Origin of the sequence: Mycobacterium sp. (assembly GCF_032161845.1) — a bacterium.
Taxonomy (GTDB): domain Bacteria; phylum Actinomycetota; class Actinomycetes; order Mycobacteriales; family Mycobacteriaceae; genus Mycobacterium.
In genome coordinates this window covers 1-26,089 of the sequence record NZ_JAVRQA010000191.1, presented here as the reverse complement: position 1 = coordinate 26,089, position 26,089 = coordinate 1, and the positions used below count along the sequence as shown (strand labels likewise).

Here is a 26,089-nt window from a genome sequence, read left to right as displayed (position 1 = left end):
AGCAGCTTGACCTGGGCGTCGGTGACGGAAAACCAACCGACGCGGTCGATTTCGGGAAACTCCTTGATCTTCCCCGACCCCTTGGGCCACTCCAGTTCGAACGTGTTGCTGACGCTGGCGGTGATGTCGAGGTCGGCCTCGACGGCGAAGGCGGTGACGATCTTGCCGCCGGATTGCTTCACCGGCGGCAGGGCCACCCGCGGTCCGTCGGGCACGGGAAGGCCGAGTTCCTCGACGAACTCCCGTTGCGCGGCCGTCCACGGATCCTCGTCTTCGGTGTACTCGCCCTTCGGGATTGACCACGCAGCGTCGTCCTTGCGTGCCCAGAACGGACCGCCGGGATGGCCGATGAGGACTTCGACTCCCTCAGCGCCGATCCGGTAGAGCAGAAGGCCGGCGCTCATTCGCGGCATGGCCTACCACTCCTTGAGCACGCGCAGCTTGTTCGCCTTGAGGACGGCCTCGCGTCGCAGCCGCTTCAGCTCCGGTTGAAATGGGTTGTGGTCCTGGAGGTTTAGTGGGAGGACGAGGGCGGCAGTCAGTTCGTCCTCGAACACCCATGGCTCGGGCTGCACCACCCAAGAGACGAGGGCGTTCTCACTCATCCACTGGTTGAGGACGGCTTCGCCGCCCGCCAGGGTGATCTGTCGACCCGAGCCGACGCGACGCAGTTCGAGTCCGAGTTCGGGAGCCAGCAGCACGCCGAGCGTCTTGCGCAGTGACGAACCGTCGGCGCTGCCGCGCGCCGCACCGAAGTGATAGCGGATCCGCTTGTGCAGGTCCTGGCTGACCGGTCGCTTCCCGCTCGCCGGCGGCGGGGTCGGACTGATCCCGACGTGCAGCAGGGTCAGGCCGTCGCGCACCTCGCAGCCCGTGGCGTCGACGGCCGCGGGCAGCGTGCGGAACCACCATCCGTAGGCGCCGGGAGCGTGCGGGACCGGGCTCGGCTCGGTGAGCGCTTGCTCGCGCGTAAATCGCTGCGCGTCAAGAAATCCCGCGAGGGTATTCGAGTTCTGGGCTTCGGACATACTTCTCAGCCTTCCACAGCCCGATGCCAGCGATATTCATAGGGTTCGAACGGTAGGGGTGTGCAAAACTCCCCCGGCTGAGGAGTGAGAGGCCTACGCTCCCATTTCTAAGCCCAATGCACCAGCACCTCTACCGGGTGCGAGCTAGGAGACGGGACGGTAGCTTGTTGCAAGAATTCTTACGCAAAGGCGTGGGGCACAGGAATACTCGCGCATGAGTCGCCGAAGTCCGTCTCGGGGCGACGCACCAATCTGAACTGTCGCTCCAATCGGAGCGATTCCCTCGCCGCACGCGAAACCGGAGGATGGCATGGGCACGACACCAACCCTGCAGAGGGCACTGAGCCAGCGACAGCTGACCATGATCGCGATCGGCGGCGTCATCGGCGCCGGCCTCTTCGTCGGCTCTGGTGTGGTCATCGGCGACACCGGGCCTGGTGCCTTCATCACCTATGCGCTGGCAGGCGTACTGATCATCATGGTGATGCGGATGCTCGCCGAGATGGCCGTCGCCAACCCCTCGACGGGCTCGTTCGCCGACTACGCCCGCACGGCCATGGGCAACTGGGCTGGCTTCTCCGTTGGCTGGCTGTACTGGTACTTCTGGGTGATCGTCGTCGGGTTCGAAGCGATCGCCGGTGCCAAGATCATTCAGTACTGGATAGACGTCCCGCTGTGGCTGTCCGCACTGGTGTTGATGGTTCTGATGACGGCGACCAACCTGTTCTCGGTGTCGTCGTTCGGCGAGTTCGAGTTCTGGTTCGCGGGCATCAAGGTCGCTGCCATCATCGCCTTCATCGTGCTGGGCGGGGCCTACGTGCTGGGAGTATGGCCGAACAAGTCGATGGACTTCTCGAATCTGTGGATTCACGGCGGCTTCTTTCCGTTCGGGGCGATGGCGGTGACGGTCGGCGTTGTCACGGTGATCTTCTCGATGGTCGGCGCCGAAATCGCCACCATCGCGGCGGCGGAGTCCTCGGATCCGGAGCGGGCGGTGGCCAAGGCCGCGAACTCGGTGATTCTGCGTATCGCAGTGTTCTTCGTCGGCTCGGCGTTCCTGTTGGTGACGATCCTCCCCTGGAACGACGATCAGGTGGCCGCATCGCCCTTCGTTGCGGCGTTCACCGAGATGGGCATTCCCTACGCCGACGACATCATGAACGCCGTCGTGCTGACAGCGGTGCTCAGCTGTCTGAATTCCGGGATGTACACGGCGTCGCGCATGCTCTTCGTCCTCGCCGCGCGCCGTGAGGCTCCTGCCGGCCTGGTCAACGTGACCCGCCGCGGAGTGCCTGCAGCCGCGATCCTGACGTCGTCGGTCATCGGCTTCCTCTGCGTCATCGCCGCGGCGGTGTCACCGGACACCATCTTCGCGTTCCTGCTCAACTCCAGCGGCGCGATCATCCTCTTCGTCTATCTGCTCATCGCCATCTCACAGATACTGCTGCGCCGTCGCACGCCGGACTCGGATTTGAAGGTGAAGATGTGGCTCTTCCCGGCGGTTTCCATCCTCACTGCGGTCGCAATCGTTGCGATCCTCGTGCAGATGGGAATTCAAGCCGACGTCCGGTCGCAATTGGTTCTGAGCCTGCTGTCTTGGGCCGTGGTCATCCTGATCTACCTGGGCAATCGGTGGTTCATCAACCGGCGGCCCGAGGTCGAGGGCGCAGCCGGGACGGACGAACCCCACCGTGTGCTGGTCCTTGCGAACCAAACCGTCGAGTCTCAGGAACTGCTCGACGAGTTGCGTCGCATCGATGCCACCAGGTCGGCCACCTACTTCGTGGTCGTTCCTGCCAGCCCCATCGAGGCCGGCACCGCCACGAACGGTCCGCTGGATCTTCTGGAGGCCACCCGCAGGGTCGCTCAGGAGCGGCTGGACGGCACGCTGTCCACGCTGCATTCGGAGAACCTCGAGGCCGAGGGAGAGATCGGCGACACCCGGCCGTTGCGGGCGTTGGCCAGTGCCGTTGCGTCGTTCCATCCAGATCAGATCGTCATCTCGACTCTGCCGCCCGAATCCTCGGTGTGGCATCGCTTTGACGTCGTGGACCGCGCCCGTGCCGAGTACGACGTGCCGGTCACGCACGTTGTGGCCGCTCCGGCCCGGGCCTGAGAGTTCGCTCGATGACCATCATCGCGGGCTTCAGCTCCAGTCGCCAAGGCAGCGCGCCGCTCAACCTCGCAGTCCAAGTGGCGCGCAACACCGGCGAGAAGGTGATCGCCACGGCAGTCGTCGAACGGGCCTTCCCGCCGCGGGACGACCCCGTCGAGATCGAGTATCTGAAGTACGTCTCTGCGCAGGCACGGAAATCCCTCGAGCGGGTGGTCGGTCAGTTGCCGGGTGAGCTCGACATTCCGATCGTCGTCCACCAATCGACCTCCATCCCAATGGGTTTGATGGAACTGGTCGCCGCTCACGACGCCCGGCTCGTCGTGGTCGGATCCTCGTCGTCGGGGTTGTTGGGTCGCGTCGGTCTCGGCAGTGTCACCGAACGACTCGTCCATACCGCGTCGGTGCCGGTCGCAATCGCGCCGCGCGGCTACACGTCGGCATCTGGCCCGGTGCGCAGGGTCACTGCCGCCTACGGCGACGAGGCCGACGGCAACGGTCTGATCCCCGCGGCAGCAGAAGTGGCCAAGAGGTGGTCGGCGTCGTTGCGGATCGTGTCGTTCGCGGTGCGGCCGGTCCGCATGTTCGGTGGATCGATCGAACCTAGCGCCGAGGATCTGGTGCTGGAGCAGTGGTCGCGTCGGACCTCCGACGATGTGGTCAAGCAGCTCAACGCCATTCGCGAACGCATCCCCGTGCCCGATGTCGACCTGCAGGTCGGCAGTGGTCATGACTGGCGCGAGGCGGTGGAGGCCGTGACCTGGGAAGCAGGCGACATTCTGCTGATGGGCTCGGGGACGGCCGGTCCGGTGGCCAGGGTGTTCCTCGGCTCGGCCGCGTCGAAGATCCTGCGTCACGCGCCCGTGCCGGTGATGATCGTGCCCCGCTACCAGCAGCCGACCTAGCCGAGTTGGCACGCGCGCGGCATTCCCGGATGCTGAAGGGGTGACGGATTCGGGGCCGCTCCGTGGTTGGGATCCGTTCCGCCCGCTCGACCTGCTGGCCGCCACCGGGGTGGCCGCCGCCTACAAGACGATGTTCGTCACCGTGCGCCAGCTCCTCGTCGGCAGACGCCTCTCGATCCGCGTCGACTCACCCCAGGCCGGCACCCTGGACCTCACGGTGACCCACCTCAGCTCCCGGCTCGCCTCGGGCCGACACCACGACGTCCACCTGGAAGCCGAGGGCATCTCCTGGCGCGACTTCGAGTTCGATCGGGCGCTCGTCACCCTTCACAACCTGCACTTCCGCGGGAACCTCCGGCCAACGGAGGTGGTCGCCGCACCCGTCGAGCTGACGGTCGACGTTCCCGCCCCCGCCCTGGACGACGTGTTCCGGTGGGCGGCGCCACGTTTGGCGGGCGCGGTCGGCTCCGACGGGATCGCCCGCCTGCACCTCGCGAGGCGCAAGGGCAGTGGCCACGTGGAGGTCGACGCCCGACTCGACGGGTCCACGCTGTGGGTCACCCCCCGCGCGGTCGTGCGACGCAGGCGGTGGAGTCTGCCGGCCCGCACGCCGTCGTACCGGGTGAGCGTCCCCGAGCTACCGCACGGCCTGCAGTTGACGTCGATCGAGTTCGCCCCGGGGATCGTCCGGCTCACCGGCACGCTGCCGGAGTGGCGCGCCGACATGCCGCTGAGCCTCATCTGGCCCAGCGCTGCCGACACGCGTCCCTGAGCGCACCGCTAGAGTGCGCTCGTGGCCGACGAGTCATACCTCCGATACGTCGCTCTCGGCGATAGCCAGACCGAAGGTCTGTGGGACGGCGACGATGCGTCCGGCGTGAAGGGCTTCGCCGACCGACTGGCCGTCAGGCTCGATGAACTGCACCCCGGCGTCCGGTACGCGAACCTCGCCGTGCGCGGCCGCCGCATCCGCGACGTCCTCGACAATCAGTTGCCTGCGGCCGTCGCGATGCAGCCCGACCTGATCACCAGCTGCATCGGGATGAACGACGTGACGAGGCCCGGCAAGACCTTCGAGAAGGCGCTCGAGGACATCGACCTGTTGCACGACCGGCTCGCCGAGACCGGCGCCACAGTCGTCACGACCACGTTTCCCGACTTGGAGCAGATCCTGCCGGTGGGGCGCTTCCTCGGGGCCCGGGTGCTGCAGATGAACGCGGTGGTTCGGGAGGCGGCGGTCCGGCATGGGTTCCGGCTCGTCGATCTCTACGAGGCGGAGTCGATGAGCGATCCGGACGTCTGGAGCCCCGATCGGGTGCATGGCTCACCGGCGGGGCATGCGCTGTTCGCCGCAGCTGCCGCCGAGGCGCTGGGATTGCCTGGCAGCAGCCATGATTGGGCCATCTCGCCTGCCGAGGTGGTGAGACCGGGCCTTCGGTCGCGGATGTATTCGCAGGCCCTGTGGGCGCAGAATCTGTTGATGCCGTGGATCTGGCGGCACCTGCGGGGCTTGTCCAGCGGCAACGGCCGCGGTCCGAAGCGCCCGCGGCTCGAACCGGTGGCGTCGGGCTTAGAAACCGAGGCTGCCGAGGTTGCCGAGTAGGTCGAGCGGAATCGGGGACTCGCCGTTGGCCAGCGAAGACATCGCGCCGGGGCAGAACGCCGAGATCGCGAGTCCGGTGAACATGGTCGCGGGTCCCAGTGACATGCCACCGACGTCGGCGACCCGCGCTGCGGTGTCGGCCATGTCCTGGCCCGGCTGCGACAGCATCGGGCACACCGACTGGCCGAGGTCGGCCGCCTGGGTGGGGTCGCCCATGCCGATGCCCGCGGTGCCAAGCGAGTCGATGAAGTCGGTCGTCGGGTCGGCCGAGGCGGGTGCCGCGGCCACCAGGGCAGCGCAGATGGCACCGCCGGTGACGACGGCGATTCGGGTCATCGATTTGCTGTCCACGCGCAAGACAGTACGGCGGATGGCCATGATCAACCCAATCAGATGCCGGTCCACACCTCGGCGATCTGGCCGCCGATGTCGATGACCTTGGCCTTCTCGGACTCGGGGCTGTCGATCTCGCCGGCGACGTGCTGGGCGACGAAGCGCTTGATCTCGGCGTCGACGCCGCCGACGATCCGCACCAGTTCGGCACGCAGGGTCGTCGACGTGATGTGGATGGAGATGTCCGACGGGCGGGGTTTCTCGACGTCGAGGATCAGCGCCAGCGGGTGGGCGGCGACCGCGGTGGCGCGCAGGGCGATCTCGCCGAAGACCTTGAAGCGCGGCTTGTCGATGCGTAGGTCGATGACCAGTTCGATTTCCAGCGGAATCTGGATGTCGAAGGTGATCTGCTCGCCGAGGTGTCGTGTCACCGCCGGGTCTTGGACCTTGACCTTCGCGGTGACCTTGGCGATCTTGCCCGGCCCCTGAGCCATCGGACCCATGGTGAACTCGGCGCCGGCGATTTGACCGATCGCCGCGCCGACGCGTTCCTCGGTCACCGCGATCTCGAAGAACCGGCGGCCGAACTCCTCGTAGGTCATGGCGTCGTAGGTGGCGTCGTAGTCAGGCATGGTCCAAATACCTTGTCACGTCCAGTGCTCGTCGGTGAACACCTGCACCGCACCGAGGTGCGTCGGTCCGGTCTCGATCTCGCCAAAGAGCACCAGTCGATGGCCGTCGCGGTGGACGCGCGCGACCACGCTGTGCCCGGCGCGGATCATCCCGTCCCAGCGCGCGCCATGCAGTAGCGCGACCAGTTCGGAGGTGCCGATGCGGTCGTCGCCACCCCTGGTGAGATGTCCGGCGTCGGAAAGCCGTCGCTTCACGGCCACCTCGTCACCTGCGCAAGAGTCGTCGAGCAGTGCGGCGACGTGCCGCTTGCCGCGGCTTGTCGCGCCGCTGACACCGGTCAGGAAGCCGGCCGCTCCCGTCAGCCCCTGGTTGCGGAGCAATGCCCGTGACAGCCGCAGGCCGGCGGGCACGGCACCGACCCCGTTGCGCGCGAACTGCCACACCATCGTCGGCAGTTCCCAAAATGCTTGCAGCCGAACGATCTTCAGCGCGTCGTCGAGGTCGTACCGCAGGAAGGCGGGGATCATCATCGTCACCGACGCGCCCATCCGCACCTCGAGGGTCAGATCGCGGACGACGGTCGATCCGGAGACGAAGTCGGCGCCGCGGTGGAAGGTGATGTCCCTCGGTCCGATGAAGGTGTCGTAGAAGCGGGCGATCTGCGCGCGCCCACGGTGGGGCCGGGAACCGACGGGGTCCTCGACGTGCCCGTCGGTGGTGAAGAGCCCGACCCAGCCGTCGCGGTCGTGGTCGCCCGCCGCCTCGGGCGACCGTTCGACGGCGGCGATCAGTTCGGCACGGGTCTGGGCCATCCCCATCACTTACCACTTCATTCGCCATCGAGGGAACGTCGTGGCGAAGTTCGCCGTGGACCTGCACACTGGTGAGAAGCGCCATCGACCTCGAGTCGGCGCAGAGTGAGGAGCCCGTCATGAGCCAGAATCCGTTCGGGATCGACCCGGAGGACTTCGACCGAGTCATGCGTGAGGCGGGCGACGGTCTGCGCGATGCCCTGGGCAGCCTCGGCAAGCAGGCGGGCTGGTCGACGCTGCTCGGCGAGTTCACCAAGGGCACGCGCCCCAAGAGCGAGCCGGAAACCACGGGTGAGACCGGCGACGGCGTGTGGTCGATCTACACGGTCGACGACGCGGGCGGCGCCCACATCGAAGAGGTGTACCCAACGGAGCTGGACGCGTTGCGCGCCAACAAGAACAACACCGATCCCGGCCGCAAGGTGCGCTTCCTGCCGTACGGCATCGCGGTCAGCGTCTTCGACGCCGCCGGGCAGGAGCGCAGCGACCCGGGGCTTGGCGAATAACGCCTCGATCGAAACGACGCGCCTCCTCGGCGATACCCGCTAGGCTTTGCCGGAACCGAGGAGGGCACATCATCATGATTCGCGAACTGACGATCGTTACGGCGATCGCGGGGGCAGCCATCGCGTTGGCGCCGTCGGCCGCAGCCGACCCGGGTCCGATGTTTCCCGACAATCCCGGCCTCTACGACACGTCCGCCACCGACGTGCCCGGCATGAACTACGACGCCTCGCTTGGCGCGCCGTGCGACAACTATCAGCTCTTCACCTTCGGTCGCAGCCGTGGCGGCTCGACGGTGGTCTGCCATTACATCCCGAACCAGTGGCCGCCGGTCTACACCGGGTTTTGGGTGTCGTCATACCCGCTCAAGGGCGTCCAGGACATCGGCGCGAAGTGCGACGGCCCCAAGGGCGCGGCGCAGGCGCCGGACGGTCGCCCGATGGTGTGCCTTGGCGAGCAGGGCTGGCAGCCGGGCACGTTGACCGGCGACGGGTTCTTTCCCGGCTAGTCGAGCAACCTCAGACCATACGATTACGAGGCACCTGTATGGTCGGTTCTCATGGGTAGTGGGACTAACTTCAATCTGTCCGACGTCTTCGGCACGGTCGCCGAGGCGATCCCCGATTCGACGTTCCTGGTGTGGCGGGGCCGACGGCTGTCTTACGGCGAGGTCGACCGCCGAGTCAGCGGCTTCGCCAACTACCTGACGTCGGTTGGACTCGGCGCGCACACCGAGCGCGCCGCGTTGGCGGGCCACGAGTCCGGGCAGGATCACCTCGGCATCTACCTGCGCAACGGCAACGAGTACCTCGAGACGATGATTGGCTCGTACCGGTCCCGGGTGGCGCCGTTCAACGTCAGTTACCGCTACGTCGAGGACGAGCTGCTCTACCTGCTGATCGACTCCGGGTCGACGGCGCTGGTGTACCCGGCCGAGTTCGCGCCGCGCGTGGCCGCGATCCGGGACCGGCTGCCGCAACTGCGGGTGCTGATCCAGGTCGCCGACCACTCCGGTCACGAGCTGCTCCCCGGCGCCGTTGACTACGAGACCATCCTGACCACCCCGCCGCCCTCCGGGGGTCTGCCGACGCCGTCGGGCGACGACCTCTACATCCTCTATACCGGCGGCACGACGGGCATGCCGAAGGGCGTGCTGTGGCGTCAGCACGACATCTTCCTGTCGTCGATGGGCGGACGGCCGTGGGGCAGCGACCAGCCGCTGGCCTCGCACGACGAGCTGGCCGAGAAGGCACGCGCGTCAGCGGGGGCGATGTCGATGCTGATGATCCCGCCGTTCATGCATGGCGCCGCGCAATGGGCGGCCTTCAACGCCGTCACCATGGGCGGCCGGATCGTCATCCCCGACGACGTGGAGCGGATGCGGCCCGCCGAGGTGCTGCGCCTGGCCGCCGAGGAGAAGGTGCTCAGCCTGCCGGTGGTCGGCGACGCAATCGCCCGCCCGCTGCTCGACGAGATCGAGGCCGGCGACTACGACCTGTCCGGCCTGTTCACCATCACCAACGGCGGCGCTCCGCTGTCACCGACGGTGCGCGAGCGCATCCTCAGGGCGCTACCGCATCTGATGCTGCTCGACGCGGTCGGAGCCTCGGAGTCCGGCGCGCAAATGAGCACGGCGACGACGGCGGGCGCCGAGGTGCAGGCGGCTACGTTCACCCCGCAGTCCGACACCGCGGTCGTCTCGGCGGACCTCGACCGAGTGCTCCAGCCGGGTGAGGGACAGGGCTGGCTGGCGCGTCGCGACCTGATTCCGCTGGGGTATCTTGGCGACGAGGCCAAGACCGCCAAGACGTTCCCGACGATCGCCGGGGTCCGCTGGTCGGTGCCGGGCGACCGGGCAGATGTGTTGTCCGACGGACGAATTCAGCTACTCGGCCGCGACTCGGTGACCATCAACTCCGGTGGCGAGAAGATCTTCGTGGAGGAAGTCGAGCGGGCGATCGCCGCGCATCCGAGCGTCTACGACGTCGTCGTGGTGGGCAGGCCATCAGAGCGGTGGGGCAGCGAAGTGGTCGCTGTGGTGCAATTCGCGGACGGAGCGGACGCCACCGACGACGAACTCGTCGAGGTGTGCAAGACGTCGATCGCGCGCTACAAGATCCCGAAGGCGTTCATCAGGACGCCGAAGGTGGTGCGCTCCCCTGCCGGCAAGGCTGACTACCGCTGGGCCAAGGACGTCGCGACCGAAGGGGTCAGGTCGGAGTAGCCGGAGCGGCCGCTGATCCGACCCCTGAAGGTCTCGGTCGGTCCGACGGTCTCCGCCAGCCCGAGCGCGGCCAATGCATGTCCCTTGAACACCCGAGCGGCGGCGCTCAGCTCGTGATCGACCGGGTCGACGGCACGCTCGACGCCTTCGGGCCACGACGTGCCCCAGATCAGGACGTCACCGATGCCACGCTTCATGGCGCGCAGCACGGCGACCCGCAGTTCGGGGTCGGCGCACACGGCGTCGGCGGACGCGGCCAGCGCCACGGCCCGCGCCGGTGCGTCGGCGTCGTCGTCGAGCTCGCGCGGTTCCGTGCTGACGCCGAGAATCTGGAGCGGCAACGGGTCGCACCCGGCGGTGACCACGACGTTCACGTCCCAACCGGCCTTGGACCGGTCGTAGAGCCAGCCGCCTGCCGAGCGCACCAGGTCGGTGACGTCGGACGCGGTCACGTCGAGCTCATACCTGCCCGCCCTGCCGGTGTTGACCCTGCTGCGGGTACCAAACGTCCGTGCGCTCATCGCTTTCCACCTCGGGGCTGCTGTCGTGGGACTCGTCGAACTTATCGCGACCTGAACACTGAGCGTGACAGTTTTAGAGCAATCTGTAAAGCCCCTGGTTTGGCGGCGCGTCGACCTCGAGCGGCGGGTAGAACTGGTGTCATGTCATCTGCCCCCACGCGTACGTGAGCGGGCTCGAGGACCTCTGGGAGCCGTGGCCGCCCGAGGACGTCGCTCAGCGGCTGTCGGCGGTCGCCGCGCCATGGTGCGTCGCCGCCGGGTGGGCGCTGGAACTCTTCACCGCCGGAGCGGCCCGCCAGCATCACGACATCGAAATAGCCGTTCCGTCAGCACGATTCGATGAGGTCGCGGCAGCGCTGCCCGACTTCGCCTGGGACGTCGCGGGCGACGGTCGAGTGTGGCCGTACCCAGAGAACCTGACCGAACACTTCCAGACGTGGCTGCGCAACCCCGGCTCGGGGCGCTATCACCTCGACGTCTTCCGCGAACCGCATCACGGCGACCAGTGGGTATGCCGTCGCAACCCATCGATCACCCTGCCCTACGGCGAGCTCATCCTGCACACCAGCGCGGGGATCCCGTACGTCATCCCCGAGGTGGCGCTGCTGTTCAAGGCCAAGCATCGACGCGACAAGGACGAAGCCGATCTGCGGCGGGTGCTGCCCGTCATGGATGACGCCCGACGGTCACGGCTGACGGGGTGGTTGGAGAAGACCCATCCGGGTCACCCGTGGATCGGCGTGGTCGCGACTCGTCATTGAAAACAGCGCCGGATTCCGGCGAGCATCTCGGTGTGCGCCTTCACGGCTTGCCGTGCGGTCGTCGCGGCGAGCGGGCGCGGGGCCTCGATCCGCAACCGCTCGGTGAGTCGCGTGCCGCCCTCGACGTGGTCGAACGACACCCGGCCGAATAGCCGAACCCTGGGGAACTGGTGCGCCTCGGTGAGAACGTCGCCGCTGATCGGCACGTGCACCTTGGCGGTGTAGACGATGCCCATCGTGAACGGACCGAACGGGATGCGGTCGCGGATGCGGTAGGTCTGGGTATGGGAGTGATCGGTCTGCTCGCGGTGGATGACCTGAATCGACGCGACGAGCGGGTGAAACTGCGTGATGTTGTGCAGGTCGCAGTAGAAGTCGCGGACGTCCTGCGGGGCGGCGGGCACCTCGTCGGAAACGACATGGTTCGTGCTGGTCAGCCACCAATTTTCGCGTTGTGCCACGTCGCAAAGTTACTCCTCAGTGCCGGGGCGGCCGAACTCGCACGTCCATTGGGTGAATTCGTTTGGGCGAGTGTGGCTTTCGGATAGTTCGTGGCCGAAGGCATTGGTGGACATCGGCCCGCAGTGGGCGACGGCACTGGTGAGGAAATTGTGACTGCTGTGGCCATGACTCGACGATTTTCGCTTGCTGAGCAACGTTTTGCCTGGTCAGCACCGAAAGTGCCTGCTCAAGGGCACAATTGGCCGTTGGTCGTGGAGCTGTCGACGAAGCGCGAACAACGTGCGCACGCCAAACGATCAGTCACGGAACGGCATCGCTCACTTGATCGATAAACGTCGGGCTGATCGACGGCAGCGACAGTGCGGTGTGGCTGCCCAGTTTCCGCAGCAGGCGACCTGCGATGAGACCGACGTCACGTGCGAAGGCGCATTGCCAAATTTGCGCTTTGACATGGTGTTTCGTAGGGTGAGCGACGCACCGAGCGAATTCGATTCCGGCGCAAACGGGTACGACACCAGTCACTGGGTCGCCTTCGAAAAGGCCACGGCGGCAACGGCATTTACCGACCGTGTCACGATCGTGCCGAAACGTGATGGTGGTAACAGATTTTGGCGCGGCCGAAATCCCATTGCTAGCGTCCGACGTCATGATCGAAGCTATTGCGACCACAGCCCTGTTGACTCTGGTCAACCAGGTTTCGGGGACGCCGTACCGCACGGGTGGCGATACGCCCGCCGGTACGGACTGCTCAGGACTGGCGTCATGGGTGGCCAACGCGGCCACCGGCCGCCCGGTTTACGGCGATCGTTTCCACACCGGCAACGAAGAGCAGGCCCTGCTGGCCCGCGGCTTCAAGTACGGCACGCAACCCGGCGCGCTGAACATCGGCTGGAACTCCGGCCACACGGCCGTCACGCTGCCCGACGGCACCCCGGTGTCCTCCGGCGAGAGCGGTGGCGGTGTCCGGATCGGTGGCGGCGGCGCCTTCCAGCGCCAGTTCACCCGCCACATGTACCTGCCGCTGGCGCAGGGAGAGCAGGCCGAGGATCCGATGGCTCCGCCTCCCCCGTTCGACCCCTTCGCCCCGCCGCCGCCCCCGGCCGACCCGTTCGCGCCGCCGCCCCCCGGACCCGGCCCCGCCGACATCCCCGTGGTGGACGGCGTGAACAACGAATTGCCCCCGCCGCCGCCCGGTGCCGAGGTGCCACCTGCCCCGGAGGACGCGCTGACCGCGATCTGACAACACCGCTCTTAGACCCCTCAGAGCCCCGGAGAGCCGCCAAAAGCGGCTCCCCGGGGTTTCGTCTTGGCAAAGCCTGGGTAACCCGGCGTCGGCAACGAGGCAATCTGAAGGGGCGCAGGTAGTACATGGGTTTCTTCGACTTCGTGAAAGAACGCTGGTCGGTGCTGTCATTTCTGGCATACCAGCACATGAGCCTCGTCGTGCAGACCTTGATCCTCGCGACCGTCATCGCCGTCGTCATCGGCGTCGTGGTCTACCGCTCCAAGTGGGGCCTGGCGTTCGGAAACGCGCTGACGTCCGTCGGGCTGACCATTCCGTCTTACGCACTGTTGGGCGTCCTGGTCGGCATCGTGGGGATTGGGGTGCTGCCGTCGGTCATCATGCTGGTGTTCTTCGGCTTTCTGCCGATCCTGCGCAACGTCCTCGTCGGGCTGGCCGGCGTTGACCGCACCCTGGTCGAGTCGGCGCGGGGTATGGGGATGAGCCGCTTCACCACCCTGGTACGTCTCGAGCTGCCGCTGGCGTGGCCGGTGATCATGACCGGCGTTCGAATCTCCGCACAGATGCTGATGGGGATCGCCGCGATCGCCGCCTACGCCCTGGGCCCTGGGCTGGGTGGCTACATCTTCTCCGGCATCTCCCGCACGGGCGGGGCGAACGCCACCAACTCGATCGTTGCGGGCACCGTCGGGATCCTGATCCTGGCCGTCGTCCTTGACACCGTGCTCAACCTGATCACCCGACTCACCACGCCAAGGGGAATTCGTGTCTGACACTTCGTCTCGTTCGACGGGCGGCGCCCGAATCCTGCTCGACGGCGTCACCAAGCAGTACGACCCGAAGGCCGCACCCGCGGTCGACGACGTCACCCTCGAGATCGCGGCGGGCGAGATCGTCATGCTGGTCGGGCCGTCGGGCTGCGGCAAGACGACCACGATGAAGATGATCAACCGGCTGATCGAGCCGACGAGCGGACGCATCTTCATCGGCGACGACGACGTCACACACCGCAACGCCGACGAACTGCGCCGCCACATCGGCTACGTCATCCAGGGCGCCGGGCTCTTCCCGCACCTGACGGTCGGCGACAACATCGCGATCGTGCCGCGGCTGCTGAAGTGGGACAAGAAGCGCACGGCCAGCCGCATCGACGAGCTGCTCGAGCTGGTCAACCTCGAGCCGGACAAGTATCGCGACCGGTATCCGCGCGAACTGTCCGGCGGGCAGCAGCAGCGCGTCGGGGTCGCGAGAGCGCTGGCCGCCGACCCGCCGGTGCTGCTGATGGACGAGCCGTTCGGCGCCGTCGACCCCATCACCCGGCAGCGGTTGCAGGACGAATTGCTGCGGCTGCAGGACGAGCTGCGCAAGACGATCGTGTTCGTAACCCACGACTTCGACGAGGCGGTGAAGCTCGGCGACAAGATCGCGATCCTGCAGCAGGGTTCGAAGATCGTGCAGTACGACACCCCCGAGGAGATCCTCGCCAACCCGGCCGACGACTTCGTTCGTGGCTTCGTCGGGCACGGCGCCGCGCTCAAGCAGCTGACTCTGACCCGGGTGCGCGACGTCGAACTCAATGAGGCGGCGGTCGCACGGGTCGGCGGCGATCCGGCGGAGGCCGTGCGCGCGGCGCGCGCCATCAACCGCGAGCACGTGATCGTCCTCGACGACCAGGACCGCCCGCAGCGGTGGCTGTCCGTCGACGCGCTGTCCGACGCCAGGTCGCTGTCCGACGTCCCGCGCGACGAGAACCTCGAGGTGGTCAGCCTGGCCTCGACGCTCAACGATGCGCTCGACAGCATGCTCACCTCGTCGCACGGCGTCGTGGTGGTGACCGGGCGCCGCAACGTCTACCAGGGCGTGATCCGGGTCGAGACGATCATGGACGCGATGAGCGACCTTCGCGGCGCGTCCGTGCCGGTGGAGCCGGCGTCGTGACGGCCGCCGTGCCGGAAATCGACGTCGAACCCGCGGTGTCGTCGGCGTCGCAGATCAGGCCGGGCCGTCCGCGGTGGATTCTGCAGCCCTTGTTCTGCGTGCTGGCGGTGGCCGGCTCGCTGCTCTACGTCAACGTCGCCGACATCTCGGAGTCGGAGAAGCGGTCGCTGTCGGTGTCGGCGCTGCTGACGCTCCTGCAGGAGCACATGGTGGTCAGCCTCGCGGCGACGCTGCTGACGTGTCTGGTCGCGATTCCGGTCGGCATCATGCTCACCCGCGGGTCGATGCGTCGCTTCGCGAAGCCGATCATCACAGTGGCCGGGTTTGGGCAGGCCGCCCCGGCGATCGGGTTAATCGCCCTCGGCGCAGTGCTTTTCGGTATCGGCAACGTGGGCGCGATCGCAGCGCTGACGGTGTACGGCGCGCTGCCGATCATCGCCAACACGGTGGTGGGGCTGGACGGCGTCGACTCACGGCTGGTCGAGGCGGCGCGCGGGATGGGCATGTCGGCGATGACAACGCTGCTGCGGATCGAGCTGCCGCTGGCGATGCCGGTCATCATCGCGGGCGTGCGCACGGCGCTGGTGCTGATCGTCGGGACGGCGGCACTGGCGTCGTTCACCGGGGCCGGTGGGCTGGGTCAGCTGATCACCACCGGCATCAAGCTGCAGCAGACGACGACGTTGATCGTCGGCGCCATCCTGGTGGCGGCGCTGGCGCTGTCCATCGACTGGCTGGCGCGGGTGGTCGAGATGATCGCTTCACCGAAGGGGCTGTAGATGAGGGTGCGACGGCTCCTGGCGGTCGGGCTGGCTCTGGTGCTTTCGGTTTCCGTCGCGAGCTGTGGGCTGCGCTCGGCGAGCGGCGCGGTCTTGGAGGCCAAGCCCGGCGCGATCCAGCACTACGACAAGCTCGAGGGTGTCAAGATCACGGTTGCTGCAAAGGATTTCACCGAACAACTGATCCTGGGCAACATGGTCTCGATCATCCTGGCCGCCGCGGGCGCGGACGTGACGAACCTGACCAACACGCCGGGCAGCTTCGGGGTGCGCCAAGCGATGCTCAATGGTGACGCCGACGTCTCCCCCGAGTACACGGGTACGGGCTGGATCAACTACCTGGGAAACGAGCAGCCGATCAAGGACAGCCAGCAGCAGTGGCTGGCGGTCAACGACGCCGACAAGGTGAACGAGCTGACGTGGCTGCCGCCCGCGCCGATGAACAACACGTACGCGTTCGCGATCCGCGAGTCCGAGGCGCAGCGACTGAACGTGACCAAGCTATCGGACCTCGCCCGGCTGTCGAAGCAGGATCTGACGTTCTGCGTGGAGAGCGAATTCGCCAGTCGCAACGACGGATTCGTGCCGATGCTGCAGGCGTACGGTCTGTCGCGGGACGCGCTCGGCACGGTGACCAATCTCGATACGGGTGTCATCTACACCGCGACGGCCGACGGCGACTGCAACTTCGGTGAGGTGTTCACCACCGACGGCCGCATCCCGTCGCTGAAGCTGCGGGTGCTCGACGACGATCGGCAGTTCTTTCCGCTCTACAACCTGACCGAGGTGGTCAACAGCGACTTGCTGACTGCGCACCCAGAGCTGGCCGACATCTTCGCTCAGCTCAATCCCAAGGTGACCAACGACGTGATGCTGAAACTGAACGCCAAGGTGGACAACGACGGCGAGGATCCCGCTCTGGTTGCCCGCGAATGGTTGGTCGAGGAAGGCCTGCTGACCTAAGCGGTGGTGCTACTTGCGCATTCGTGCGCCATAGCCCGCGATGGCGATGCCGACCAAGGCGACGATCGGCCCGATGATCGACCACGTGGTGGTGTTGGACATGGGACTGCCGCCGACGACGCCGAAACCCTGCAGGGCCCACAGCACGCCGAAGCACGCGACGACGACACCGAGACCGAGAACGACTATGCGCATGACTCGAGGTTAGTCCGTGTCGTTGGGGTGAGGTGCGCCGCCGCTCGTGGGACCCTGTTTCACGGAGCACACGGACGAGAGGACACAGCGGATGTGTTTCTCGGTCACGGCTGACCTGGTCGCGGGCGCGGCGCTGACACCGGTCGCGGTGCTGTCGCTGCGCGAGGTCGGGCATTGGCGGGAGGTGCCGTTCGCCTCCTTGCCCGCGGTCTTCGCGGCGCATCAGCTGATCGAGGCCTTCACGTGGGCGCAATTGGATGGCACCGTCTCTCCCAGAGTGGGTCAACTTGCGGCGCTGGTTTACGTGTTCATCGCGTGGCCGTTGCTGCCGGCGCTGGTACCGGCCTCGGTGATGCTGCTCGAACCGCGAGAGAAGGTGCGCCGCGTGGCGCCGTTCGTGGCGATCGGGTTGGTCGTCGCGGTGTACCTGACCTACGTCGTGCTGGCGAAGCCGGTCGTGGTGGTCGAGCACCCGCACTGTCTGGAGTATCAGACCGGTGTCGCGCACCCGTTGGTGTGGGCGACGCTGTACGTCGTGGCGATTTGCGGCGCACTAGTGGTGTCGAGCTATCGCTTGGTAAAAGTCTTCGGCATGCTGAACCTGGTGGGACTCATCGTGGTTTCGATGGTCTACTTCACGGCGTTCACGTCACTGTGGTGCGCGTACGCCGCGTTCGCATCGCTCGCGGTGTGGTTGCACATGCGGAGCCGTCGAGGTTCGCCGGACCGTGAGCGGTTGCGGGTTGAGGTGTTGGTGCGGGAGTCGGCACATTAGTCCAACGGACTCGTGGCGACATTCACTCACCGAACCTTCGGTAAGTCGATCGGAGAGGAATCCGCGGTGCTGGAACTGCGCACGTACACCCTGGCCAACGCCGAGGCACTGCGCCAGTACACGCAGGTCTTCTGGCCGCGCCACATCGACACACTGCGCGGGTACGGCATCATCGTCCATGGCGTCTGGACCGATGTCGCGTTCGACGGCTTCCGTGTCTTGGCGCTCGTCGGCTATCGCTCCGGTGATGACCCAGCGCGGCTCGCCGAGTCCTACGCGAGCAGTGCGGACTTCGTCACGGACCACGCGGATTTCGATGTCTCGCTGATTGTTTCGACGACGGTACGCGTGCTCGAGCCCATCCCGGGTTCGCCCCTGCAGTAGGGCGCGGATTCACTCCCGGAAACCGCGCAGGATCGTGCGCAGGTGGCGCCGCCACAATTCATCGCCCTGGTGCGCGGCGTCCGTGCGCTCGGTGCTGATGACGCCGCGCAGTGCCCACACCGCCGCGGTGATGTCGTCGACGGTCACGTCGGGACGGATCGCGTCGACCGCTTGCGCGCGCTTGAGAAGATCGGTCGACAGGTCGCGAAGCTCTTCGACGAGAGCAGTCGGCGCGAGGTCGCCCCACACCGGAGCGGAGAGCCCGGCGTTGCGGGCGAGTTCGATGCCGACGGTGCTGAGGAACTCGTCGAGGCCGGACTCCGGTGGAGCTTGTGCGGCTTGGTGAGCGCTGTCGACGAGGCGCTGAAAGAAATTGGTGAGCACTTCGGCGACCAGTGCCTCCTTGTTGGCGAATCGGCGATACAAGGTGGCTGGCCCAACGTTGGCAGCTAGCGCAACGTCGTCCAGCGTCGCAGCGGTGCCGTGCTCGGCGAAGACTTCTTCGGCGGCTTTGACGATCTTGTCGCGATTGATTGCCGCGTCTCGTCGCATGTCAGCGCACCTCCTCGCCCGTCGGAAATAAAAGCAACGTCAGTGCGTTCATAGTATCTGAGAGTTCGACTATCAGATAAAGGAAGACGTGAAGATGGCTGCAGAGATCGACGGATCGGCGACGGTTCGGCTTGGACGTTCCGACTTGTGGGTGCGCCCCATCGGGTTGGGCTGCATGGGTATGTCGCAGTTCTACGGCAGCGCCGATGACCAGGAATCGGTGCAGACCATCCTGTCGGCGATCGAACTTGGAGTGAACTTCCTCGACACCTCCGACGTGTACGGCGCGGCGGACATCGGCACCTCAACCAAGGCCCGCGGTTTCGGCCACAATGAGCAGCTGATCGGAAGGGCGATCGCCGACCGGCGCGAAAGAGTCGTGCTGGCAACGAAGTTCGCCGCCAAGGTCAATGACTCCGGCGACGGCATCGTGATCGACGGGCACCCCGACTATGTGCGCACGGCGTGCGAGGCCAGCCTGCGTCGGTTGGGCGTCGACGTCATCGACCTCTACTACTGCCATCGGGTCGACCCAAACGTTCCCGTCGAGGACACCATCGGCGCGATGTCCGAGTTGGTCGCGGCAGGCAAGGTCCGCGCGATCGGACTCAGCGAAGTGAGTCCCGGATTGCTGCGGCGCGCGCACGCCGTACATCCGATCACCGCGTTGCAGAGCGAGTACTCGCTGTGGGAACGCCAAGTGGAGCAAGGGATTACCGACGTCTGCCGTGAACTCGGGATCACCCTGGTGCCGTACAGTCCGCTGGGCCGATCGGCGTTGACTGGTGTGCTGTCGTCGGATCGTGCGTTCGACCGCAACGACTTTCGGGCGTCGAACCCGCGGTTCACGCCGGAGAATCTGGCCGCCAACCTCCGTCCGGTCGAGGCGCTCAAGAGGTTGGCAAGCGCCAAGGATTGCCGACCGGGTCAGTTGGCGCTGGCCTGGCTGCTGGCTCAGCCGCTCGACGTCGTGCCCATTCCGGGGACCAAACGCGTCGAATACGTCGAGGAGAACCTCGCGGCGACCTCCATTCCGATCAGCCGCGACGAAGTCGCCTATCTGTCAAACGCTTTCGCCCACGGAATCATCGCAGGCGAACGGTACACGGCCGCGCATGCCAGCACGGTCGCCAAGTAAGTAGGAGGACACATGAGCAAGGTTTGGTTCATCACCGGCTCGTCGCGCGGTTTCGGCCGCGAACTGACGCTCGCAGCGCTCAAGGCGGGCGACGCGGTTGCGGCGACCGCCCGGCGGCCCGACCAACTCGCCGACCTCGTGAGCGAGTACGGCGATGGCATTCTGCCGCTGCAACTCGACGTCACTGACGCGCACGCCGCGCAGGCGGCCGTCACCGCCGCTCGGAATCGCTTCGGCCGCATCGACGTCGTCGTCAACAACGCCGGCTACGCCAACGTCGCGCCGATCGAAACTGGCGACGACGGTGACTTCCGTGCGCAGTTCGAGACGAACTTCTGGGGCGTCTACCACGTATCGAAGGCGGCCATCCCGGTGCTGCACGAACAGGGCAGCGGTCTGATCATTCAGTTTTCGTCCATGGAGGCCGGGTCGGCGGTTCGGCTGGCATCGCGTCCTACCAGGCAGCGAAGTTCGCCATCGACGGATTCTCCCGTGTGTTGCAAGCCGAGACGGCGCCCTTCGGCATCAAGGTGTTGGTTGTGGAACCCAGCGGCTTCGCCACCGACTGGGCGGGCTCGTCTATGGAGATCGCCGACGTCCCGGAGCGCTACGCGAGCACCGTAGGGGCGCGGACGAATTTCTCGGCAAATCCCGCCGTGAGCGCTGGGGATCCGGCCCGTGCGGCGCGGATCCTGGTGCAAATGTCGCGGCGCAACGACCTGCCCTACCATCTGCCGCTCGGGGTCAACGCCGTCGATGGCTCGATCCGCCACGATGAGCACCTGCTCGCCGAAGACCGCAAGTGGGCTGCCGTCGGACGATCGGCCGACTACGCCGAGGACTTCCCCGCCGCGTTCCCGCCGGATGCAGTCGGCTGACACTGTGGATCGCGCTACTGCGCCGAGCCGTACTCCAGGGCCGGATCCGTCTCGGTGCCGCGGCTGCTCGAAATGGTCAGCATGTCCGGCCGCACCTCATACCTCGCGCCGTCGGCCGGATTGATGGCGTCGAAGCCACCGCCGGAGGGCACCGCATTCGCCAGCTGCAACTCGGCGCCGTCGCGCAGCCTTTCACCTCGGTAGTAGTAGCTCCCCGGCGCTGTCTCACACACGATGGCCAACGAATTCGCGGTCCTGATCATCGCCGAGGGCGAACTCCCAGCGTCGCAGCGCGCCGAGTGCCCGACGAATCCCTGCGCATCGACACCCGAGACACCGGCAATCGGAGCGGCGGACGTCGACGTCGTTGGCGACGTAGACGTCGAAGTCGAAGTCGAGGTGTCCTCCGAGTCGGTGGGCGGCGCCGTGGTGGTCACCGTCGTGGTCGACGCGGGCGGCGCGGCGAGCGGGCTCTGCGGCTGCGACCCGGTACCGCCGCCGGTGAACACGATCGCAGCGGCCAGCCCGGCCGCCAACGCGAACATGGCGACCGTCCCGCCAAGCAGCGCCTTCTGCGTGCGGCTGAAGCGTGACGTTCGGACCGGCGCGACCGGCGTATACGGTCTCGGATCCGGTGCCGGGAACTGGCGCGTCGCCGGCGGGCCGGGGCGGACGGCCGGGGCGACGGGCGCGCGTCGCCCGTGCAGGGCGGCAGCTGCCGCCCTGGCCAGCTCGCCTGCCGATCCATACCGGGCAGCGGGATCCTTGGCCATGCCCTTCGCGATGACCTCGTCGAAGGCCGGGTTGATGCCCTGCCCCGTGACACTCGGCCGCGGTGGCGCCGCGAACATGTGCGCGCTCATCACCTGTCGCAGGTCCGCCGCCTCGAACGGCGCCCGACCCGTGAGGCACTCGTACAGCAGGCACGTCAGCGAGTACACGTCCGATGCGGGGCCGCCGGGCTTTCCGCTGAGCCGTTCGGTGGCCATGTATGCGCAGGACCCGATGATCAGCCCGGTCTTCGTCACGGTTGCCTCGCCGCCACCGTGGGCGATGCCGAAGTCCACCAGGTACGCGAAGTCGTCCGGCGTGAGCAGCACGTTCTCCGGCTTGATGTCGCGGTGCACCAGGCCGTTGGCGTGCGCGGCGTCCAGCGCGGACGCGACCTGCCCGAGGATCCATACCGCGCGGGTCGGCGGCAGCACACCGTGCACCCGGAGCTCGCCCTTGACGCTGGCGCCCTCGACCAGGCGCATGTCGATGTAGAGCACCCCGTCGATCTCACCGAAGTCGTGCACGGGAATGACGTGGGGCTCCTGCAACCGGGCCGTGATGCGCGACTCGCGCCGGAAGCGTTCCTGGTAGGAAGGGTCGGCAGCCATGTCGGAGCGCAACAGCTTGAGCGCCACCATGCGCTCCCGCCCGGTGTCGTACGCGCGGTACACCTCGCCCATGCCGCCGAGCCCGATCAGCTCCTGCAGCTCGTAGGGCCCGAAGCGCGTACCGAGACGCGAACCGGCACCCGGGGAGCCCATAAGTCTTCCTTTCGCCTGTTCGCGATGCGTGGTGACGGTGTTCCCGCTCCTGCCCAGCTCAACCCGCACCTCGCGGCAGGCCGCGTGCGCCGACACCGAAGTCACAGCAGCACAAGCCAATTGCTCGACCGCCAGGATACAGGCTTCGTCGGCAGACAGGACATGGTGGGATTGGTGCAGCCCAGCCGGTGGTTCTCCCCCATCGCGCCGTCTCGAGACCTACCGTGAAGGCATGTCAGCCCGTCCCGCCGCGGTCGAGATCGCCCATCCGCCGCAAGCTGTACTTCGTGTCGTCAATCCCCTGCTTCGAGCGGCGCTGCGCGCCCCGCTGCTCGGCTCGGCGCTCAAGGACTTCATGGTCGTCACCTTCACCGGTCGAAAGACCGGCCGACGATTCGCGATCCCCGTCAGCGCGCATCACATCAACGGTGACCTCTACGTCCTGCTCAACGCCGGGTGGAAGTACAACTTTCGCGACGGGGCCCCGGTCGAGGTGCGCCATGGCGGGTCGTCGACGACCATGAGCGGCCAACTCATCACCGACTCCGCGGTCGTCGCCGAACTCGCCCGTCGCGCGGCGGTGTCCTACGGTGCGAAGAAGGCGCAGCGGTCGATGGGCTTGAAGTTCCGCGACGCCGAGATCCCTACGTCCGCCGACTTCGCGGAAGCATCGAACCGGCTTGGCCTTGCGGCGATTCGATTGACGCCCGCGGTCTGAAGACACCCCACAGCCCGACGCCGATGCCCACCACCGCGCCGCCGAGCCCGATGACCTGCTGGGAGCGCCTCATCTGGTGGTGAGCGCTCAGTCCGCCGAGCAGATCTGCCGCGTCGGCCCCGCCCGACGCCAGGAACCACCCGCGGGTGTCGCGACCACGCAGCGCCGCGGCCGTGAGAAGTCCACCGATGAGCGCGTCGCGGTAGCCCATCGAGTACAGAAGTAGCCGCGCTCCGCCCACCGGCTCCTCGGGATCGCCCCAAAGGCGGTTCGCGCGAAGGGGGTCGACGAGGAACGAGATTCCCGAGGCCAGGCGGATGCCTCCGACGGCAAGCGCGGCACGATCGATCGACATGATCGGAGCCTAGGGCCTCGCCTGCCGCCCACGGCTGGATTCGGTCGGTACCGCCGCCACCCCTTAGCGCGGTGGAGTCGGCTGCCCTGATCCGATCTCGACTCCTCGCGTGTTGAGGGCGTCGTTCACCGCCTTGCGGATCATCTCGATCAGCGCGGGGTTGTCGGTTCCGGCGAGCGTCAGCTCACTTCGCGCCGCCATCTGCTCGGCGACGGCCTTCGCGACGTCCGCCGCGCGTTCCTCGTCGGCCTCGTACGCCGCGGCGAACAAGCCAAGCACGCCACCGACGATGGCGACGGCGACGCTGCCGACCGCGAAGATCGTCTGCGGACTGGCCCGCAACAGTCCGGCGAGACTCTGCTTTCCAGCATCGGCGACGTCGAACTTCACGATGTCCACGTTGGCCAGCCCGCCATGCAGCTTGGGGCCGGGCGCGCCGTCGACGATCATGCTGGCGTAGACCAGCGAGCCGCACTTGAACATCTGCCTCGGCACCACGACGTGATCGTCACCGGGCGAGCCGGTGCAGAGCAGGCTGGTCTCACCCGAGGTGGGAGCCGTGGCCAGTGGCACTCCCAGCGACAGCGTCAGTGCGCTCTCCTCGTCGAAGGCATTCGACGTGATGTCCGTGTTGCCGACGGGCTGAAGCCAGAGCCGAACTTCGTGAGGCTCGGCAACGGGCTTGTCGTCGATGGTGATCTTCGCCGTGCTGCCGGGCGCGAAGATCCGCTCGACGACGACGTCGTAGCGCAGTTGCGTCCGTCGGCGGCTCGCGCGAACGAAGTAGAAGCCAAGACCGATCGCGATGACCGCTACCCCGATCGCGACGAACGCCACGTACATCACGGCTGCCGATCCTACGGCGACCTCTCGACGTCCTACGTCGTTACGCCGAAGTGCCCGAACAAGTCGTCGGCAGGCCACTTGCCTGCGTCGCGAATCGCGTGCAGTTCGTGTGACACCCAGGCCAATTGCGTCCCGTCGAATCCGTCACCGTTGGTGTTCGTCGCCATCAGGACCCCGAACGCCATTCCGTCCTCCATGACCCCCGACATCGATTCGGCTCCACCGGTGCCGCCGTTGTGGGCGATGTAACCGTGGCCGTCGACCGGCAACCGGTTCCAGCCGCGCAGGTTGGTGCCGTTGGTGCCCGGCAGGCTCGACCACTGCGGCTTGAAGCCCCACATCTTGGCCAGCCCCTCCGGCGTCATCAACACCGGACCCTCCGGGCGGACGAACGACGAGCAGAAGCGGGTGATGTCGATGATCGACATGGCAAGTGCCCCATGGGCTTCGAATGTGTGCCCGTTGCCCTCGTACGGCGGATACACCAGCGGCCGCGGCGCACCGGGTGCGGGATTGACGTGTGCCCAGGCGTCGATGGGCACCGGTCGCGCCAAGTGGTAGAGCAGCTCGTTGTTCTCGCCGGGGACGACGCTGCCCACCTGGACGCGCTGAGCTGGTACGCCCAGCGGTCCGAAGACGTTGTCGCGCAGCCATTTCAAGTAGGGCATGCCCGTGACGGCTTCGAGCACGCGACCGAGCACGACGAACGCCATGTTCGCATACGCGCACACCTCCCCCGGCTTGGTCGATCCGTCGAAGACGTCGGCGTCGCGCTGCGCCATGTAGGACATCGACTGCGCGGGCGTGATCGGATGGTGCACCGTCGTGCCGGGAATCGTTGCCTTGATGAGCGCGTCGATCTCGGGATCGCTCTGGTTGGCGCCGAGGGGCCCGAAGCCGCTGACCATGCTGAGCAGATGGTCCAGGGTCAACTCGTGGAAGCGCGGATCCGTCGGCGCCTGGCCGGTGAAGTCCTTCCACGGCGTCGAAGACGCCTCGAGGATGTCGTACACCTTGGTGTTCACCCCGTGCGCCGCGAAGGCCGGGTGCTGGTTCTGGACGAGCATCATGATCGCGGTCGCAGTGATCGCCTTCGTGGTGGAGCCGATCTCGCACAGATCGGTGGCGTGGGCCGTCGGGAAGTCGTCCTCGGCCCACGTATAGGCACGGCCGTAACCGAGGCGGCCCTGATCCGCTGCGGCGAACTGCATCACGCGGATGCCGCGCTGCGTCATGAAGTCCCTGATGTAGTCGTCGATATTCTTGAACGGATTCTGCGCGCCGGCGTGAAATGGGCTCGCGGACTTGCGAAACGTCCATTCGGGGAGCTTGGCGTCCGGCTTGGCGAACACGATGTCGTAGATGCGGCCGTCGCCAACGCCCGCACCGCTGATCTTCAACGGCACCAGGCCCTGCTTCGCCGCCTGGCCCACCTTGTCGAACGCATCGCTGCGATTCAGGCCGAACGTGTGGACCTGATCGATCGCGGGGTCGTCCCACAGCATGATCCGCTGCGGCGGATCGGCAAGCAGGAACGTGTTGAACAGCCGGGTGCGGTGTTTACGCATGGTCTGGACGGCGTCGTGCAGTCGGTCTTGGCGATCGGTCTCGAACCACTGCAGCGGTGCCCGCTGAGGGTCGCTGGGAATCCACAGCGCCCGGACATAGGTGTCGCTACCTTCGCGCACGGCGATCAGACCGGCGCACGAGAAGCCGGCTCGCATCTGCTCGCCCGCTTCCCCATCGTCGGCGAGCAGGTCACCGGAGTCGAACCACAGCTTCTTCCAGTGGCCGACGACCGACGGCTGACTGCCTGGCTCGAAGACGACCAGGACGCGGCAGTTCTTCCGCGAATCCCCCGCCCCGGTCACCATCGTCGGGTGCGTGCCCC

General features: G+C 66.8%; 31 protein-coding genes and 1 pseudogene. 19 read left to right on the top strand and 13 right to left on the bottom strand.

The window, feature by feature from the left end:
- A partial coding sequence (locus QOD90_RS11235) for an NUDIX hydrolase (protein ID WP_526349608.1) occupies positions 1-413 on the bottom strand: 413 nt, incomplete at its 3' end.
- Between the two features lie 3 nt (positions 414-416).
- Positions 417-1,028 (bottom strand): GIY-YIG nuclease family protein, encoded by a 612-nt coding sequence (locus QOD90_RS11230; protein ID WP_526349606.1) that lies wholly within the window; start codon positions 1,026-1,028, stop codon positions 417-419.
- A 310-nt stretch (positions 1,029-1,338) separates the two neighbouring features.
- On the opposite strand from QOD90_RS11230, the gene QOD90_RS11225 reads away from it, so the two are divergent.
- Genes QOD90_RS11225 through QOD90_RS11210 form a run of 4 tightly spaced genes read left to right on the top strand, consistent with a single transcriptional unit; the run spans position 1,339 to position 5,649 of the window.
- A complete protein-coding gene (locus QOD90_RS11225; protein WP_526349604.1) occupies positions 1,339-3,144 on the top strand; it encodes an amino acid permease in 1,806 nt (601 codons plus the stop codon).
- A gap of 11 nt (positions 3,145-3,155) precedes the next feature.
- The gene (locus QOD90_RS11220; RefSeq protein ID WP_526349602.1) at positions 3,156-4,046 is read left to right on the top strand and encodes a universal stress protein; all 891 of its coding nucleotides are present in this window, start codon (positions 3,156-3,158) and stop codon (positions 4,044-4,046) included.
- A 40-nt stretch (positions 4,047-4,086) separates the two neighbouring features.
- Complete coding sequence (locus QOD90_RS11215; protein ID WP_526349600.1) at positions 4,087-4,818, top strand: hypothetical protein; 732 nt, start codon at positions 4,087-4,089, stop codon at positions 4,816-4,818.
- A gap of 21 nt (positions 4,819-4,839) precedes the next feature.
- Positions 4,840-5,649, top strand: a complete 810-nt coding sequence (locus QOD90_RS11210) for an SGNH/GDSL hydrolase family protein (protein WP_526349598.1) — start codon at positions 4,840-4,842, stop codon at positions 5,647-5,649.
- Here QOD90_RS11210 and QOD90_RS11205 read toward each other — a convergent pair.
- From QOD90_RS11205 to QOD90_RS11195, 3 genes are read right to left on the bottom strand one after another with little or no spacing between them, the layout of a single operon-like run.
- The gene (locus QOD90_RS11205; protein WP_526349596.1) at positions 5,617-6,000 is read right to left on the bottom strand and encodes a DUF732 domain-containing protein; all 384 of its coding nucleotides are present in this window, start codon (positions 5,998-6,000) and stop codon (positions 5,617-5,619) included. The two genes, QOD90_RS11210 and QOD90_RS11205, sit on opposite strands and share 33 nt — an antisense overlap.
- A 38-nt stretch (positions 6,001-6,038) precedes the next feature.
- A complete protein-coding gene (locus QOD90_RS11200) occupies positions 6,039-6,614 on the bottom strand; it encodes a hypothetical protein (protein ID WP_526349594.1) in 576 nt (191 codons plus the stop codon).
- A 15-nt stretch (positions 6,615-6,629) separates the two neighbouring features.
- Entirely contained in the window at positions 6,630-7,427 is a 798-nt protein-coding gene (locus QOD90_RS11195; protein WP_526349592.1) for a nuclear transport factor 2 family protein, read from the bottom strand.
- Positions 7,428-7,546: 119 nt separating this feature from the next.
- Between QOD90_RS11195 and QOD90_RS11190 the strand changes: the two genes are divergently transcribed.
- The 3 genes from QOD90_RS11190 to QOD90_RS11180 all read left to right on the top strand — a co-directional run bounded on the left by QOD90_RS11190 (position 7,547) and on the right by QOD90_RS11180 (position 10,155).
- A complete protein-coding gene (locus tag QOD90_RS11190; protein ID WP_526349590.1) occupies positions 7,547-7,933 on the top strand; it encodes an Rv0313 family protein in 387 nt (128 codons plus the stop codon).
- 74 nt (positions 7,934-8,007) lie between these two features.
- The gene (locus QOD90_RS11185; protein ID WP_526349589.1) at positions 8,008-8,439 is read left to right on the top strand and encodes a hypothetical protein; all 432 of its coding nucleotides are present in this window, start codon (positions 8,008-8,010) and stop codon (positions 8,437-8,439) included.
- 51 nt (positions 8,440-8,490) lie between these two features.
- Positions 8,491-10,155, top strand: a complete 1,665-nt coding sequence (locus QOD90_RS11180) for an acyl-CoA synthetase (RefSeq protein WP_526349587.1) — start codon at positions 8,491-8,493, stop codon at positions 10,153-10,155.
- On the opposite strand, the gene QOD90_RS11175 is transcribed toward QOD90_RS11180, so the two are convergent.
- Entirely contained in the window at positions 10,107-10,676 is a 570-nt protein-coding gene (locus QOD90_RS11175; protein WP_526349585.1) for a hypothetical protein, read from the bottom strand. The genes QOD90_RS11180 and QOD90_RS11175 overlap by 49 nt on opposite strands.
- Before the next feature lie 164 nt (positions 10,677-10,840).
- On the opposite strand from QOD90_RS11175, the gene QOD90_RS11170 reads away from it, so the two are divergent.
- Entirely contained in the window at positions 10,841-11,437 is a 597-nt protein-coding gene (locus QOD90_RS11170) for a nucleotidyltransferase domain-containing protein (RefSeq protein ID WP_526349583.1), read from the top strand.
- Here QOD90_RS11170 and QOD90_RS11165 read toward each other — a convergent pair.
- Positions 11,431-11,898 (bottom strand): SRPBCC family protein, encoded by a 468-nt coding sequence (locus QOD90_RS11165; RefSeq protein WP_526349581.1) that lies wholly within the window; start codon positions 11,896-11,898, stop codon positions 11,431-11,433. The genes QOD90_RS11170 and QOD90_RS11165 overlap by 7 nt on opposite strands.
- Positions 11,899-12,545: 647 nt before the next feature.
- Between QOD90_RS11165 and QOD90_RS11160 the strand changes: the two genes are divergently transcribed.
- From QOD90_RS11160 to QOD90_RS11140, 5 genes are all read left to right on the top strand, one after another.
- Positions 12,546-13,139: a peptidoglycan endopeptidase gene (locus QOD90_RS11160; RefSeq protein ID WP_526349579.1), complete on the top strand. Its 594-nt coding sequence runs from the start codon at positions 12,546-12,548 to the stop codon at positions 13,137-13,139.
- Between the two features lie 128 nt (positions 13,140-13,267).
- On the top strand, positions 13,268-13,915 hold the full coding sequence (locus QOD90_RS11155; protein WP_526349577.1) for an ABC transporter permease: 648 nt from the start codon (positions 13,268-13,270) through the stop codon (positions 13,913-13,915).
- Positions 13,908-15,080 (top strand): ABC transporter ATP-binding protein, encoded by a 1,173-nt coding sequence (locus QOD90_RS11150; RefSeq protein WP_526349575.1) that lies wholly within the window; start codon positions 13,908-13,910, stop codon positions 15,078-15,080. Before QOD90_RS11155 ends, QOD90_RS11150 begins: the two co-directional genes overlap by 8 nt.
- Positions 15,081-15,097: 17 nt before the next feature.
- Positions 15,098-15,859, top strand: a complete 762-nt coding sequence (locus QOD90_RS11145; protein WP_526349610.1) for an ABC transporter permease — start codon at positions 15,098-15,100, stop codon at positions 15,857-15,859.
- Positions 15,860-16,822 (top strand): glycine betaine ABC transporter substrate-binding protein, encoded by a 963-nt coding sequence (locus QOD90_RS11140; RefSeq protein ID WP_526349573.1) that lies wholly within the window; start codon positions 15,860-15,862, stop codon positions 16,820-16,822.
- Positions 16,823-16,831: 9 nt separating this feature from the next.
- Here the strand turns inward: QOD90_RS11140 and QOD90_RS11135 are convergent, their stop codons facing one another.
- Positions 16,832-17,017 (bottom strand): hypothetical protein, encoded by a 186-nt coding sequence (locus QOD90_RS11135; protein ID WP_526349571.1) that lies wholly within the window; start codon positions 17,015-17,017, stop codon positions 16,832-16,834.
- 91 nt (positions 17,018-17,108) lie between these two features.
- Here QOD90_RS11135 and QOD90_RS11130 point away from each other — a divergent pair, with 91 nt between their 5' ends.
- Both QOD90_RS11130 and QOD90_RS11125 read left to right on the top strand, forming a co-directional pair.
- Positions 17,109-17,792, top strand: a complete 684-nt coding sequence (locus QOD90_RS11130) for a DUF6629 family protein (protein WP_526349569.1) — start codon at positions 17,109-17,111, stop codon at positions 17,790-17,792.
- Positions 17,793-17,804: 12 nt separating this feature from the next.
- Positions 17,805-18,176 carry an NIPSNAP domain-containing protein gene (locus tag QOD90_RS11125; RefSeq protein WP_526349567.1) on the top strand — a complete coding sequence of 124 codons (372 nt, stop codon included), beginning with the start codon at positions 17,805-17,807 and terminating at the stop codon, positions 18,174-18,176.
- A 9-nt stretch (positions 18,177-18,185) separates the two neighbouring features.
- Here the strand turns inward: QOD90_RS11125 and QOD90_RS11120 are convergent, their stop codons facing one another.
- On the bottom strand, positions 18,186-18,728 hold the full coding sequence (locus tag QOD90_RS11120) for a TetR/AcrR family transcriptional regulator (protein ID WP_526349565.1): 543 nt from the start codon (positions 18,726-18,728) through the stop codon (positions 18,186-18,188).
- 94 nt (positions 18,729-18,822) lie between these two features.
- Here QOD90_RS11120 and QOD90_RS11115 point away from each other — a divergent pair, with 94 nt between their 5' ends.
- The 3 genes and pseudogenes from QOD90_RS11115 to QOD90_RS11105 all read left to right on the top strand — a co-directional run bounded on the left by QOD90_RS11115 (position 18,823) and on the right by QOD90_RS11105 (position 20,744).
- Positions 18,823-19,866 (top strand): aldo/keto reductase, encoded by a 1,044-nt coding sequence (locus QOD90_RS11115; RefSeq protein ID WP_526349563.1) that lies wholly within the window; start codon positions 18,823-18,825, stop codon positions 19,864-19,866.
- 12 nt (positions 19,867-19,878) lie between these two features.
- Positions 19,879-20,241, top strand: a pseudogene (locus QOD90_RS11110) (SDR family NAD(P)-dependent oxidoreductase); the annotation flags it as partial.
- A gap of 281 nt (positions 20,242-20,522) precedes the next feature.
- Positions 20,523-20,744, top strand: coding sequence for a hypothetical protein (locus tag QOD90_RS11105; protein WP_526349612.1), 222 nt, complete (start codon positions 20,523-20,525; stop codon positions 20,742-20,744).
- 14 nt (positions 20,745-20,758) lie between these two features.
- Here QOD90_RS11105 and QOD90_RS11100 read toward each other — a convergent pair whose 3' ends face one another.
- Positions 20,759-22,279, bottom strand: a complete 1,521-nt coding sequence (locus QOD90_RS11100) for a serine/threonine-protein kinase (RefSeq protein WP_526349561.1) — start codon at positions 22,277-22,279, stop codon at positions 20,759-20,761.
- Positions 22,280-22,511: 232 nt separating this feature from the next.
- Between QOD90_RS11100 and QOD90_RS11095 the strand changes: the two genes are divergently transcribed.
- Positions 22,512-22,997 carry a hypothetical protein gene (locus tag QOD90_RS11095; protein WP_526349559.1) on the top strand — a complete coding sequence of 162 codons (486 nt, stop codon included), beginning with the start codon at positions 22,512-22,514 and terminating at the stop codon, positions 22,995-22,997.
- Here the strand turns inward: QOD90_RS11095 and QOD90_RS11090 are convergent.
- From QOD90_RS11090 to QOD90_RS11080, 3 genes are all read right to left on the bottom strand, one after another.
- Positions 22,924-23,352 carry a DUF4267 domain-containing protein gene (locus QOD90_RS11090; protein WP_526349557.1) on the bottom strand — a complete coding sequence of 143 codons (429 nt, stop codon included), beginning with the start codon at positions 23,350-23,352 and terminating at the stop codon, positions 22,924-22,926. The genes QOD90_RS11095 and QOD90_RS11090 overlap by 74 nt on opposite strands.
- Before the next feature lie 63 nt (positions 23,353-23,415).
- On the bottom strand, positions 23,416-24,198 hold the full coding sequence (locus QOD90_RS11085) for a hypothetical protein (protein WP_526349555.1): 783 nt from the start codon (positions 24,196-24,198) through the stop codon (positions 23,416-23,418).
- A gap of 32 nt (positions 24,199-24,230) precedes the next feature.
- Positions 24,231-26,089: serine hydrolase domain-containing protein (locus tag QOD90_RS11080; RefSeq protein ID WP_526349553.1), on the bottom strand; the 1,859-nt coding region annotated here is incomplete at its 5' end.